Origin of the sequence: Pseudomonas baltica, assembly GCF_031880315.1 — a bacterium.
Taxonomy (GTDB): Bacteria; Pseudomonadota; Gammaproteobacteria; order Pseudomonadales; family Pseudomonadaceae; genus Aquipseudomonas.
In genome coordinates, this window is record NZ_CP134771.1 from 6034137 (window position 1) to 6047755 (window position 13619).

A 13619-nucleotide genomic window follows, 5' to 3' on the forward strand; every position below is an offset into this window, starting at 1 on the left:
AGAGCCCTCGCGACCGACCAGTCACGGCGGGCGATGATAAGGCGCGACATATCACCGCGCCATTAACCAATTGACGTGTTCCCCTCAAGAAACTTTCATGAAGCTCGGTGGGGCAAGGTCTCGTCGATGACGATGCGCAGTTGCGGGTGCATCTGCGGTGGGATGTCCAGATCGCCGTTGGCGTACAGCAGGTGCTGGATGGCGGCGTCGGCCTGGCCTTCCGGATCCTGATCGAGCACCAGTGACAGCACGCCCTCGCGCAGCAACCGGGCGTGTTGCTGGCTGGCCTCGTGAGTGATCCAGGCGGGGCGGATATTGCGCGCCAGCAGGGCTTGGCGGATCCCTTCGGAACCGGCGCCGGTGTTGTAGATGGCGGCCAGGGTGGCGCCGTTGTCCAGGGCGTGGTGCACGGCGCGGGCGGTGAGGGCGTCGTCGTCGTGGCACTCGACCGGGGCGCTGATCTGCAGGTGAGGCGCGCGCTCGTGCAGCACCTGCATGAAACCGCCGATGCGCTGCTGGTGGGCGTGGTAGAGCAGCGAGTTGGTGATCAGCAGCACCTGGCCACCGTTTGGGCAGGCCCCCAGCCACTGCCCCAGCAGGCGCCCGGCACTGCGCCCGGCCACATGATTGTCGATGCCGATGTAGGTGGCGCCCACCAGCCCGGACAGGCTGCTGGTGAGCAACACCACCGGCACGCCGCGGGCGATCTGCAGTTGCAGGGCGGCGCGGATCGCGGGGGTGTCGTGGGCGACCACGATCAGCCCCTGGCGCGCAGTGCGCGGACGATTGATGAAGTCGAGCAGGTCTTGCGGGTTGCGGTCGTGCCAGGTCTGGTGTTGCAGCACCAGGCGAGCCTTGAGCAGCCGTGCCTGGCGCTGGAAGGCCTGAGTCAGGCGCTGGTAGTGGTCGGTGTGGCTTTCGACCATCAACAGGTCGAAGCGCAGCAGGCCATGCACGGGTGAGGGCAGCAGGCGCCGCAGGCCCAGCGTGCGTGCGGCGTTGAGCACCTTGCGGCGTTTGACGTCTGAAACGCTGCCGCGCTCGTTGAGCACGCGATCGACGGTGCTCAGGCTGACCCCGGCCAGTTCGGCCACGTCAGTCAGGCCTTTTTTGTGTTTAGCGCTATCCAAGACGACCCTTCCGTGCATGTTGCTTTGGTGGTGGGTGAATGTTGCCGGCCCCTCGGCAAGTGCGCTTTGCCCCCTCGGCGTCGAATACCTGTGGACGCCAAGTGTGGTCGCGAAGGCGCCCTGAGTTACAACGCAAATCCCGAGGCGAGCCTGCCAGGCGGCGCTGAATATACCGGTAGAAGGTGGCCGATGTCAGCGCCGCTCGCCTGTGACCCTGCGCGACTGATACGATCCACCCCCTGAACGCTTGATTGCAGCGCGCCTCGAATCACACCTGAAACCGCCGGGAAAACACACAGACAATGACGGGCAAGACTCCGGACAGCAGCCGCCGCGCCGGCCGTGGCGTTACCTTGGGCGATGTCGCCCGATTGGCCGGCGTGGCACCGATGACGGTCTCGCGCTGCCTCAATCAGCCCGATACCGTGCGCAGCGAAACCCGCCTCAAGGTGCAGCGCGCCATCGATCAGACCGGCTATGTGCAAAACCGCCTGGCCGGCTCCCTGGCAAGCAACCGCAGCCGGTTGGTGGCGGTGGTGCTGCCAATGGTCACCAACCCGATATTTTCCGACACCTTCCAGGCCATCAACGACCGCCTGACCCGCTCCGGCTACCAAGTGCTGCTGGGTATCTCCGGCTACCAGAGCGAGCAAGAACAAGAACTGCTGGACGTGATCCTCAGCCGCCGCCCCGACGGCATCATCCTCACCGGTACCCTGCACACGCCCGCCAGTCGCAATCGGCTGCGCGCTGCCGGGGTGCCGGTGGTCGAGACATGGGATTTGAGCCCCGAGCCGATCGACATGCTGGTGGGCTTTTCCCATGAGCAAGTGGGCCGCGAGGTCGCCCGCCACCTGCTGGGGCGCGGCTACGAGCAGTTCGCCTTGCTGGCCGTCAACGACCCACGCGGCCTGCGGCGTGCCGACAGTTTCATCAAGGCGCTGGCCGAGCGCGACCTCACCGAGGTGCCGCAGCAGGTGTTCCAGGGCCTGCCGACCCTGGCCCATGGCCGCACGGGGCTGAGCGTGCTGCTCGACGGCATCGAACTGTCGGCGCAGCGGCCGTTGATGATCGTCTGCACTTCCGACACCATCGCCCATGGCGTACTGACCGAGGCTGCGGCCCGTGGCATTCGGGTGCCGCAGGAGCTGGCGGTGATGGGTTTTGGCGACATGAACTTCGCCAGTCATACCTTCCCGGCGTTGTCGACGGTGCGCATCGATGGCAAGCACATGGGCGATTGCGCCGCGCAAATGCTGCTGGAGCGGCTGCTGGGCCAGACGACGCAAAACGCGGCAATCGATATCGGCTTTACCTTGATGGAGCGCGGCAGCACCGCCTCAGCCCAGTAACCCCAGCCCCAGACAGGGTTCGATGGGGTGGCTATCAACTAGGCGACTCGGCCCTGCGCGGCTGGCCAGGCTTGAGCAACTCACTGATTCCCATGGTCAGCAACGGGCTGGCCAGGGCGAAATACGAGCTGTCGATACCATAGGGGTTGCCCGCCAGAAACCACGCGATCGTGCTGATCACCGACAGAATGATCCCGGCCAGTGCACCACGCGGTGTACCGAAGCGCGGGGCGTAAAAGCACATCAGCACCACCACCGCCAGGGTGGCCCGTAGCGCCTTGCCGAGGAAGGCGATCATCAACAGCTTGTCGGCATACATCGCCAGGATCAGCGGCGCGAATCCCAGCACCAGAATCGCCACGCGGATAAAGATCCCGGACTTGCGATCGTTACCTTCCTTGTTGAACATCGGGTTGTAGAAGTCTTTCATCGCCAGGGTGGCCGAGGCCAGGGTCCCGGCCGAGATCCCACCGAACAGCGCCCCCGCCAGACCGATCACCACCAGGCTGGCGGCGAGTGTCGGCATGTGGGTGATCAGCACCGGCAGCGCGTCGATGGATTTGATCCCGGGATAGAGCAGGGCGCTGCACATGCCGATCAGGGCGGTGGCCAGGCCGAACGGGATCATCAGGCTCGAGACATACAGGCAGGCGCGCTTGGCGGTCTTTTCGTCGTCGCTGCTCACCAGTGCCTGAATCACGTACTGGGTGGCGAAGATCGAACCGATGCCGCCGATCATCCAGGCGAAGATCTGCCCCCAGCCCACGGCGTCCCAGGCGAACATCTGCGCCGGCAACTGGGCTTGCAAGGCCGTGATGCCGCCGGACGACTTGAGCGCGAAGACCAGCGCCACAAGGATGCCGATGTACTTGATCAGGGCATGCACAAAGTTGGTGTACACCACCGAGCGCATGCCGCCGAGGCTGACGTAGAACACCGTGACGATGCCGACCAGTACGATGGCGAGGTTCTTGTCGATGTCCAGTACTGCGGCCAAGACAGCGCCGCCGCTGGCATAGAGCGCCACGCAGACGATGCTCAGGGCGAAGATGGTCAGGATGGATGCCGCGTAGCGCACCCCTTCGCCGTAGTTTTGCGCAAGGATGGCAGAGATGGTGTTGAGACCGGTTTCCTTGTACTTCTTGGCCATGACGTAGGCCAGCAACAAGAAGCCCAGGGACAGGGCGACCAGGTTCCAGGCGGCGGAGATGCCGATTTCGAAGCCTTTCTGCGCGGTCCCCAGGCTGACCGAACTGCCGATGAATTCCGACAGCAGCAGCGCGCCGATCAGGTAGGCCGGGAAGCTGCGGCCACCGTTGGTGAAGCCTTCGCTGCTTTTGGCGTGTCTGCGCACCGCGTAGCCGATCAAGGTCATGACCACGAAGTACACGACGGTTAGGCACAGGATGATGACGGTTCTAGTGCTCATCTTTTCTCCGGTCTGCTGGTTTTTATGGTTATTGGATTGCCTGTGGCAATTGCTCTCAGTATGGGATGGTAGCGTTACCATTCAAGCTTTTTTTCAAAGCTAGACGATGGTCTTCCTTGTAGACTTGGTTTGGATGGGATAGGTTTGCTATCAAATGGTAACGCTACCAACGGTTACCACTGGTCACGACTGTGCAAATAATTTCCAAATACAAGAGTTCAGGAAACCTGAAGATGTCGAAAATCACCTGCGTGCGTACGCTCCGGCTGCCCGAGCGGCCCAAATTGATCTGGGTGGAAATCGAGACCGACGAAGGCTTGATCGGCCTTGGTGAAACCTTCCGCGGTGCGGCGACCGTCGAAGCGGCGGTGCACGAGTTGATCGCGCCGGGGCTGATCGGTCGCGATTCCCGACAGATCGAGGCCATCTCGCTCGAGCTGACCACCCCCTACGTCGGTTTTCACAGCGCCAGCGCCGAGATCCGTGCCGCCAGCGCGGTGGACATCGCCCTGTGGGACCTCAAGGGCCAGCGCCACGGTATCCCCATCTATGAGGCGCTCGGCGGTGCCTGCCGCGATCGCATCCGGGTGTACAACACCTGCGCCGGCTACGACTTCAACACCCAGCAAGGCGCTCGCCGGGAGATCACCGCGAACGACCGTGCCCAGGGGCCCTACGACGATCAACTGGCCTTCGCTCGCGACGCTGGCGCCCTGGCCGTGAGCCTGGTGGAAGAGGGCTACACGGCCATGAAGATTTGGCCGTTCGACCGTTTCGCCCGCCAAGCGGGCGCCAACACCATCAGCCTCGCCGAGGTGCAGCAGGGCGTCGAAGCCTTCCGCCAGATCCGCAAGGCGGTGGGCAATCGCATCGAGATCATGTGCGAGCTGCACAGCCTGTGGGACAGCGCTGCGGCATTGCGTATCTGCCAGGCCCTGGAAGAGTTCGACGTGTACTGGGTCGAGGATCCGCTGTGCAAGATGGACGACGCCCAGGCCCTGGCCGACTTGCGCAATCGCACCCGAGTGCCGATCTGCGCCAGCGAGACTCTGGGTGGCGGCACTGCTTACCGCGATCTGCTGAACGCCGGCAGCATGGACTTTCTGATGCTGGATCTGGTCTGGTGTGGCGGCTTCACCGAAGCCCGCAAGATCGCTGCGCTGGCGCAGATCTATAACAAGCCGCTGGCGCCCCACGATTGCACCGGGCCGGTAGCCTTGTTCGCCGGCCTGCAGTTAGGCTTGCATGCACCGACTGCCGTGTTGCAGGAAGTGGTGCGCGCGTCGCTGTCGACCTGGTACGGCGAGCTGGTCACGCATTTGCCTGAAATCACTTCAGGTTTTGCTGCGGCACCGACCCTGCCTGGGTTGGGTACCGCGTTGCGGCCTGAGGTCAAGCAGCGTCCCGACGCTATCATTCGTGAGACCCGTCGTTGATCGCCCATTGAGGACCCATTGCACCGCGCAGGCCGCGGATACCCCGCTGGCCTGGCGCTAACCACCGCTGTCCGGTATCGAGAATTACAATGAAAAAAATAGCTTCTCTTCGGCGTTATATCGCCGAGCATCGCCGCTTCGAGGTGATCGCTTTACTGTTCATCATGATGATCATCAATCAGGGCGACCGCGCGACCTTGTCTATCGCGGGTGCCAGCGTCTCCAACGAACTTGGCCTCAGCCACGCAGAAATGGGCTGGCTGTTCTCGGCGTTCGCCTGGGCCTACATGCTGCTGCAACTGCCCGGCGGCCTGGCCATCGACCGTTTCGGCAGCGTCAAGGTGCTGGGTATCGCAATCATTGCCTGGTCGGTGTTCACTGCGGCGGTGGGTACCGTTGCCATCATGCCTTTGGGATTGGCGTTCTTCGCGGTGTTCGCTTTGCGCTTTCTGGTCGGTGTGGCGGAAGCGCCGTGCTTCCCGGCCAACAGCAAGATCGTGTCGATGTGGTTTCCGACCGCCGAGCGCGGCACGGCCACGGCGATCTTCAACGCCTCGCAGTACTTCGCTGCCGTGGTGTTCACGCCGCTGCTGGCGTGGATCTCGACGCGTTGGGGCTGGCCGTGGATTTTCTACGTGATGGGCGCTGCGGGTATCGCTATCGGCCTGGTGTTCGTGTGGCGCATCAAGGCACCGGTCGACCATGCTTCGCTGAGCGCCGTCGAGCTCCAGGAGATCCGCGACGGGGGCGCCAATCTGCAGGAGCATCCGCCGTCGGCCGGCAAGAAGCAGAGCTGGGGCGAAACCTGGGCCAGCGCCAAGGAGTTGCTGGGGCAGCGCATGTTTCTGGGCATCTACATCGCGCAGTTTTGTATCAGCACCCTGACGTTTTTCTTCCTGACCTGGTTTCCGGTCTACCTGGTGCAGCAACGCGGCTTGTCGCTCCTCAATGCGGGTCTGTTGGCCGCGATTCCGGCGATCTTCGGTTTTATCGGCGGCATCGGTGGTGGCCTGATTTCCGACTGGATGCTGCGCAAGGGTGTGTCGCTGACCAAGGCGCGCAAGTTGCCGATCTTCATTGGCATGGCGCTGTCGATGAGCATGATCCTGTGCAACTACGTGCAGACCGATGTGCTGGTGGTGGTGTTCATGGCGTTGGCGTTCTTTGGCAAGGGCATGGGCGCACTGGGCTGGGCGATCATCTCCGACGTTTCGCCTAAACGCAGTGCGGGCATGAACGGCGCGATCTTCAACACCTTCGGCAGCGTCGCCGGGATCGTCACGCCAATCGTGATCGGCTATATGGTGCAGTCCATGGGGTCGTTCAATGGTGCGTTGATCTATGTGGCGTTGAATGCCGCCGGGGCGTTCATCAGCTATGCGTTCATCGTTGGCGAGCTGCGTCGTCCCGATGATGAGCTGCCGGTTGCCGACACCGATACTGCGGTGCCCCATGTAGCGTCAACCAGCCTGTAGCGAGGGGGCTTGCCTTGGAAAGAAGCCGCCACCGTGTTTCGGATGGCGGTTTTTTTGCGTATTGGGTGCTTGGAGATTGGGGATTGGGGAGTGGGGAATGGGGAATGGTCCAGCTCCCATCGGCCATCCGAAAAATCCGCGACCCAACAGGCAGTCATGTATAGGTCCTCTGCGTTCAGGTTTTATACCTGCAAGGCGCAGGGCAGTATCAAAACCAAGGCGTTGATTCACGAAGCAGCAGCCTTTGCCTTGCCGGGCGCGCGCTTCTTGGCGGTGTAGGTGCCCGCTTTGCCTTTGCGTTTACCCTTCCACGGTGGCTTGACCCCGGCAGGGCCAGCGGTGATGTTCATGCGCATGCCCATGCAGCGTTCCACGTGCTTGCTCATCCACGCCGATTGGCGAGTGACGAACTCTTCGAGGCTCATTTCGCCGCTTTGCACCATGTCCAGTGCTTGCTCCCAGATCGCCGTGGTGCCCGGGTCGGCGATGGCCCGGGGCACGGCGTCGATCAGGCTGAAGGCCGCCGGGCTCGCAGCCAGTGCCTTGCCATTCTTGGTCAGGTAACCCCGGTCGATCAGGCCCTGGATGATGCCCGCGCGGGTGGCCTCGGTGCCGATGCCGGTAGTGTCCTTGAGTTTTTGCTTGAGGCGTGGGTCGTCCACCAGTTTGGCGACGTTTTTCATCGCCTTGATCAGGTCGCCTTCGGTAAAGGGTTTCGGGGGTTGCGTCCACAGGTCCTTGGGGATCGTCTTGGCCACCGTGCAGATATCGCCTGGGGCCAGTGCCGGCAAGGTCTGGACCACTGCAGGTTCGCGGCCCTTGGCGGCGGCCGCTACCGCCTCGGGCATGGCCCGGCGCCAACCGGGTTCGACGATCACCTTGCCCACGGCCTTGAGCGGTTGCCCGGCGCAGTCGAGATCCACTTGGGTGCGATCAAACTCGTGGTTGGGCAGAAACTGTGCCAGGTAGCGTGCGCGAACCAGGGTATAGACCGCCCGGTGCTTGCCGGGCAAGCGGGCGAGGTCGACGCTGGCCGCGGTGGGGATGATGCCATGGTGAGCACTGACCTTGGCATCGTTCCAGGCTCTGGAGCGGCGGCTGGTATCGACGTGGCGCAACAATTCGTTCAACCCTGGGTCGGCTCGGCCCAGTTGGGCAACGATGCTCGGTGCTTCAGCGTGCTGGCTGAGGGGCAGGTAGCCGCAGTCGCTGCGCGGGTAGGTGATGACCTTGTAGGTTTCATACAGGGCCTGGGCCACATCGAGGGTTTCCTGGGCGCCGAGGCCGAGTTTTTTCGAGCAGACCTCCTGCAGGGTGCCGAGGTCAAAGAGCAACGGCGCGGCTTCACGGACTCGCTCGGTCTTTTGTTTGATGACCCGCGCCTCGCCCGCTTGGGTCATGGCTTGGGCGGCGGCGCGGGCGCTGTCTTGATTGAGGCAGCGGCCCTGGTCGTCGCAGTGGTCTGGCGGACCTTGCCACTGCGCGGTGAACAGGCTGTCGCTGCGGCGCAACTGCACGTCGATGGCCCAGTACGCCACGGGCACGAAGTCGGCGATGCTGCGATCGCGATCGACCACCAGCCGAAGAGTGGGCGTCTGTACCCGGCCCACCGGCAGCACGCCCTGATAGCCGGACTGACGCCCGAGCAGGGTGAACAGCCGGCTCATGTTCATGCCGATCAGCCAGTCGGCACGCGAGCGACCCAGTGCCGAATGGTAGAGGTTGAAGGTTTCGGCGCCCGGCTTGAGAGCGCCCAGGGCCTTGCGGATCGAGGCGTCGTCGAGCGCCGACAGCCACAGGCGCTGGATCGGGCCGCGATAGCGACAATGATCGACCAGCTCGCGGGCGATCATCTCGCCTTCGCGGTCGGCATCAGTGGCGATCACCAGTTCACGGGCCTCGCCAAGCAGGCGCTTGACCGCCTTGTATTGGCTGGCGGTGGATTTTTTCACCAGCATTTTCCACTGTACCGGCACGATCGGCAGGTCGCTCAGCACCCAACGTTTGTAGCGCTCGTCGTAGGCGTCCGGCGGGGCGGTCTCGAGCAGATGACCAATGCACCAGGTGACCGTCACCGCGTTGCCCAGCCAGCAGCCATCGCCACGGCGGGTGGCGCCGAGCACCTTGGCAATGTCCTTGGCTTGAGAGGGCTTTTCGCAGAGGAACAGACGCATGGGCAATCGCTGTCAGGGGAGCGGAATGCACAGGATGAGTAAAAACGGCGGGTTGGGCAAGTTTTATCTGTATGGGTATACAGTGCTTCAAGCTTCGAGCGCAAACCGCTCGCGGTACTCCACCGGGGTGATGTCCATGCTCCGCACAAACGCGCGCCGCAGCGTCTCCTCGCTGCCAAACCCACATTGGCTGGCCACGCGCTTGACCGGCAGGACGGTCTCGGCGAGCAGCCGGCGCGCGGCTTCCAGGCGCAAGGCTTCGATGGCACGAGCCGGGGTCTGGCCGGTGGCGCTGCGGTAATGGCGCACGAAACTGCGCTCGCTCATGCCCGCCTGCGCCGCCAGGGTGTTCACCGACAGATCATGGGTCAGGTGTTCGGCAATCCAGCTGTGCAGTTCGCCGAAGCGGCTGTCGTCCTGCTGCAACGCCAGCGTGTTGCTGAACTGCGCCTGGCCGCCCGGGCGCTTGAGGAACACCACCAGATGCCGGGCCACCTCCAGGGCCACACCGCGGCCCAGATCGGCCTCGACCAGTGCCAAGGCCAGGTCGATACCCGCCGTCACACCTGCCGACGTCCATACCGGGCCGTCATGAATGAAGATCGGGTTGGCTTCGACCTTCAAGGCCGGGTAAGTGCGCGCCAACTGCTCGCAACGGGTCCAGTGGGTGGCCACGCGGCGCCCGTCCAGCACGCCGCTGGCAGCCAGCAGAAAAGCCCCGGTGCACACCGAGGTCATGCGTCGGCAGTGCGGCGCGCGTTCGCGCACCCAGGCCACCAGGTCTACTGTGCAGGCCGCCTCGTAGACACCCCAGCCACCGGCGATGATCAAGGTGTCGCAGGGCGCGTCGCTGGCGGGCAGGGGGGCCGCCACCAATGCCAGGCCGCAGGACGTCATTACCGGTTCGGCCTGGGCCGCGATCACCTGCACCGCATAGGGCAACGCCTGGCCCTGCTGACGCGCCAGATCGTTGGCCGAGGCAAACACTTGCAATGGCCCGGTCACATCCAGCACCTGTGCGTTAGGGAAGGCGAGCACATCGACGATACGCGGGCGAGGGGACATTTGGCGTGATCCGAGGGTAGGTTGGCGGATGCGCCAGAGCCTACGTCGCTAGAGTGGGTCTCGTCTACCGTCATCCTCAGATGCTGTTCCCCAGGAGCTTCGCCATGACCACCCATATCGGTTTCCTGCTGTTCCCCAACATCCAGCAACTCGACCTGACCGGCCCGTATGACGTGCTCGCGTCGTTGCCGGATGTGACCGTGCATCTGATCTGGAAGGACCTGGCACCGCTGCGTTCGAGCAGCGGCCTGGTCCTGACGCCCGACACCTTGATGGACGCTTGCCCGCCGCTGGATGTGCTGTGCGTTCCGGGCGGTGCCGGGGTCGGGCCGTTGATGGAAGATCCTCAGACGCTGGCTTTTTTGCGCGCTCAGGCCGCCACTGCACGTTACGTGACCTCGGTGTGCACCGGATCCCTGGTGCTGGGCGCTGCCGGGCTGCTCAAGGGTCGCCGCGCTACCACCCACTGGGCCTACCATGAATTGCTCGCGCCGCTGGGGGCCATCCCGGTGCAGGAGCGGGTGGTGCGCGACGGCAACCTGATCACCGGTGGCGGCATCACCGCCGGGATCGATTTCGGCCTGGTGATGGCGGCGGAACTGGTGGGCGAGCAGGCCGCCCAGGTGCTGCAACTGGCGCTGGAGTACGCTCCGGCGCCGCCGTTCGACAGCGGCAGCCCGCACACCGCCCCGGCAGATGTATTGGCGATTGCGCACAGCAAGACCGCCGCGTCCCTGGCGACCCGCCGCGAAGTGGTCGAGCGCGTGCTTGCCAGGGGCGATCTGGCATAGAATCCTTTCCTTTTTCAGCAAGGATTTCCAGCATGCGGGTTCTGACACAGGCAACGGCGATGGCACTGGCGCTGGCTACCTTGGGTGGCTGCGCGCTGCACTCCATGTCATCGGTGCGTGAGCGGGGTGTGGTCGCCAGCTTCACCGGCAAGCGTGCGGCGGCGGATGTCGCCCAGTGCATCGCGGTGTCGTGGCAGAACCCGGCGCTGGTCGGCGCGGACCTGGCAGCCTACACCCAGCCTGGCGCCAAAGGCGGGCTGACGGTCTATACCCGTGACAACGAGTACCTGGCCGATGTCAGCCCTGCCGGCGCCGGTGCCCAGGTCGACTTTTTCGCCTACAGCGATACTCCTGCCAAGCAACAGATGATTGCCGCTCTGGCGACTTGCCTGTAAATGCTTATAGCCGTTATTGCCGAAGTTTGATAATTCGGCAATAACAGTTTGGTTATAGAGTTAGCGTTAAATGAAGTAACTGATGTTCTTGCATGCCGTGCCGATCTCTTCGCGAGCACGCTCTGTCCCTGCACTGAAAACAGGTTTATTGACTGACACCTGGGGAGCAAGGCTTGCCGGCGAAGAGACGGCTGTCGCTTGCGCCAAGTCTATAGTTATGCAAAACGGTGATTAGCCAACCTCGGTTTTATGTCTTTATGATCGCTCCCACAACAAACCCTGAGTCAGGAGTTGCACCGTGGCGATACAGATCAATCCCGTGGCTGGTAAAATTGGCGCTGCCTTGAGCGGTGTGAAGTTGGATGAAAAGTTGTCCGATGATGACTTCAACACCATTGAGCAGGCTTTATTGAAGTTCAAGGTGTTGTTCTTTCGCGATCAACATCTCGATGATTCGCAACATGAAGCCTTTTCCCGTCGCTTCGGTGACCAGGTGCCCCATCCCACCGTGCGCTCAGCCGAGAAGAGCACGGCCATCCTGCACCTGGATGCCAAGGAAACCCGCGCCAACTCCTGGCACACCGACGTCACGTTCGTGGCCAACTATCCAAAGATTTCGATCCTGCGCGGTGTGGTGATTCCGCCTTACGGTGGCGACACCGTCTGGGCCAACACTGCTGCTGCGTATGCCGACTTGCCAACGCCCTTGAAAGTTCTGGCCGACAGCCTGCGCGCGGTACACAGCAATATTTATGATTACGCGGTGCCGCGCGATACCCAGGAAGATGGCGCCAAGCGTTACCGTACCGAATTTGCCGCTGAAGTGTATGAAACCGAACATCCATTGGTTCGGGTGCACCCGCAAACCGGTGAAAGAAGTTTGATCCTCGGGCACTTTGTCAAACATATTCAGGGCGTCAGCTCCCACGACTCCAAACAACTCGTGCGTTTGTTTCATGAGCGTATCACTCACCTCGACAACACCGTGCGCTGGCGCTGGCAGGAAGGCGACGTGGTGATCTGGGACAACCGCGCCACGCAACATATCGCCATCAACGATTACGGTAACGCCCAGCGCATCGTGCGCCGCACCACCATCGACGGCGATGTGCCGGTCGGCGTCGACGGTCGTCCCAGCCAGGCCCTCAAGCCGACGCCGGAAACCCGTTCACCGAAGACCGAAGCCGATAAGAAGCATCTGGCTGCGTAACGCCACACCCTCAATCGTTGGATGGAGCTTATCGATGTCAGTGCGCAAGCCGTCGTTGAATCATGGCAAGAAACGAAACACCCGAGCATTGCTGGGGCTGGCGATTGCGTTGCTGGCAGGCCAGGCCGAGGCCGAGGTGCTGCGCATCGGCGTGGCCTCGGCGGGCGGCGGCGAGCCAGTGACCTTTAGTGGCTCCTCGGTGAGCATCCTGCGCAATCAGCAACTGCTGGAGAAGGCTTTCGCCGGCACCGATACCGAGGTGCAGTGGTTCTTCTTCAAGGGCGCGGGGCCTGCGGTCAACGAAGCGCTGTCCAACAAGCAGCTGGATTTCGCCTATGAAGGCGACATGCCGCAGGTGGTGGCCCGCGCCAATGGTCTTGACACCAAGCTGCTGGCGGCGGCCGGGGTGCGTTCCAGGGTCTATCTGGCGGTGCCCAAGGGCTCGCCGATCAAGACCATCGAGGACCTCAAGGACAAGAAGGTCGGGCTGTTTCGCGGGACCAACCTGCAACTGGTCGCGGACAACCTGCTGGCCGCCCACGGCCTCAAGGAACGCGACCTGAAAATCATCAACCTCGACTCCGGCAGCAACCTGGCGGCCCTCGCGGCCAAGGGTGTGGATGCCGGTTTCGGTGGCCGCGAGCTGTTCAAGCTGCGCGACGAAGGGCTGGTCGACATCATCTACGACAATGCCGAGAACGACCCGCGCTACACGCGTCAGGCCGCGTTGCTGGTGCGCGGCGACTACGAGAAGTCTCACCAGGAACAAGTGCAGAAGGTCGTCGATACCCTGGTGGACGCCGCGCAATGGGCCTCCAACGAAGGCAACCGTGACGCGGTGATTATCGAATGGGCGAAGACGCAGGAACCCATTGCATCGATCAAGGCCGACTTCAATGGCCTCGCGCTGCGCGACAGTACCTCGCCCCTGATCGATGATTTCGTCCGCGGCCGTTACGCCTTGGTGGCTCAGCAGTCGCTGGAGGAAAAGCTGATCCGCCGGCCCGTGAGCATCGATGGCTGGTTCGACACTCGCTATCTGGACAATGCCTTGAAGAAAAAGGGCCTGGAGAAGTTCTGGACCGCCTATGCGGCTGACGGCAAACAACCCGCCGCCAATCTGGCCGCCGCGAGTGTCGACACCAAGAAAGGGGAATAAGCC

11 protein-coding genes are annotated in these 13619 nt (G+C 62.9%); 7 read left to right on the forward strand and 4 right to left on the reverse strand.

Features of this window, described 5'->3' with window-relative positions; translation table 11 throughout:
- Positions 1-95: 95 nt before the first annotated feature.
- Positions 96-1130: a LacI family DNA-binding transcriptional regulator gene (locus REH34_RS27520; protein WP_311969930.1), complete on the reverse strand. Its 1035-nt coding sequence runs from the start codon at positions 1128-1130 to the stop codon at positions 96-98.
- 302 nt (positions 1131-1432) lie between these two features.
- On the opposite strand from REH34_RS27520, the gene REH34_RS27525 reads away from it, so the two are divergent.
- A complete protein-coding gene (locus REH34_RS27525) occupies positions 1433-2482 on the forward strand; it encodes a LacI family DNA-binding transcriptional regulator (protein ID WP_226502249.1) in 1050 nt (349 codons plus the stop codon).
- Positions 2483-2516: 34 nt separating this feature from the next.
- Here REH34_RS27525 and REH34_RS27530 read toward each other — a convergent pair whose 3' ends face one another.
- Positions 2517-3911, reverse strand: a complete 1395-nt coding sequence (locus REH34_RS27530; protein ID WP_226502250.1) for a sodium:solute symporter family protein — start codon at positions 3909-3911, stop codon at positions 2517-2519.
- Between the two features lie 233 nt (positions 3912-4144).
- Between REH34_RS27530 and REH34_RS27535 the strand changes: the two genes are divergently transcribed.
- Together REH34_RS27535 and REH34_RS27540 are read left to right on the forward strand one after the other, a co-directional pair.
- Positions 4145-5347 carry a mandelate racemase/muconate lactonizing enzyme family protein gene (locus tag REH34_RS27535; RefSeq protein WP_311969931.1) on the forward strand — a complete coding sequence of 401 codons (1203 nt, stop codon included), beginning with the start codon at positions 4145-4147 and terminating at the stop codon, positions 5345-5347.
- Positions 5348-5436: 89 nt separating this feature from the next.
- The gene (locus tag REH34_RS27540) at positions 5437-6822 is read left to right on the forward strand and encodes an MFS transporter (RefSeq protein ID WP_311969932.1); all 1386 of its coding nucleotides are present in this window, start codon (positions 5437-5439) and stop codon (positions 6820-6822) included.
- 227 nt (positions 6823-7049) lie between these two features.
- Here the strand turns inward: REH34_RS27540 and REH34_RS27545 are convergent, their stop codons facing one another.
- Together REH34_RS27545 and REH34_RS27550 are read right to left on the reverse strand one after the other, a co-directional pair.
- Positions 7050-8996 carry a DNA topoisomerase III gene (locus REH34_RS27545; RefSeq protein WP_311969933.1) on the reverse strand — a complete coding sequence of 649 codons (1947 nt, stop codon included), beginning with the start codon at positions 8994-8996 and terminating at the stop codon, positions 7050-7052.
- A gap of 87 nt (positions 8997-9083) precedes the next feature.
- On the reverse strand, positions 9084-10061 hold the full coding sequence (locus tag REH34_RS27550) for a GlxA family transcriptional regulator (RefSeq protein WP_311969934.1): 978 nt from the start codon (positions 10059-10061) through the stop codon (positions 9084-9086).
- A gap of 104 nt (positions 10062-10165) precedes the next feature.
- Between REH34_RS27550 and REH34_RS27555 the strand changes: the two genes are divergently transcribed.
- The 4 genes from REH34_RS27555 to REH34_RS27570 all read left to right on the forward strand — a co-directional run bounded on the left by REH34_RS27555 (position 10166) and on the right by REH34_RS27570 (position 13616).
- A complete protein-coding gene (locus REH34_RS27555) occupies positions 10166-10852 on the forward strand; it encodes a DJ-1/PfpI family protein (protein WP_226502255.1) in 687 nt (228 codons plus the stop codon).
- Positions 10853-10884: 32 nt separating this feature from the next.
- Positions 10885-11247, forward strand: coding sequence for a hypothetical protein (locus REH34_RS27560; protein WP_226502256.1), 363 nt, complete (start codon positions 10885-10887; stop codon positions 11245-11247).
- Between the two features lie 298 nt (positions 11248-11545).
- The gene (locus REH34_RS27565; protein WP_226502257.1) at positions 11546-12457 is read left to right on the forward strand and encodes a TauD/TfdA family dioxygenase; all 912 of its coding nucleotides are present in this window, start codon (positions 11546-11548) and stop codon (positions 12455-12457) included.
- A 34-nt stretch (positions 12458-12491) separates the two neighbouring features.
- Complete coding sequence (locus REH34_RS27570; protein ID WP_311969936.1) at positions 12492-13616, forward strand: ABC transporter substrate-binding protein; 1125 nt, start codon at positions 12492-12494, stop codon at positions 13614-13616.
- The last annotated feature ends 3 nt before the right edge of the window (positions 13617-13619 follow it).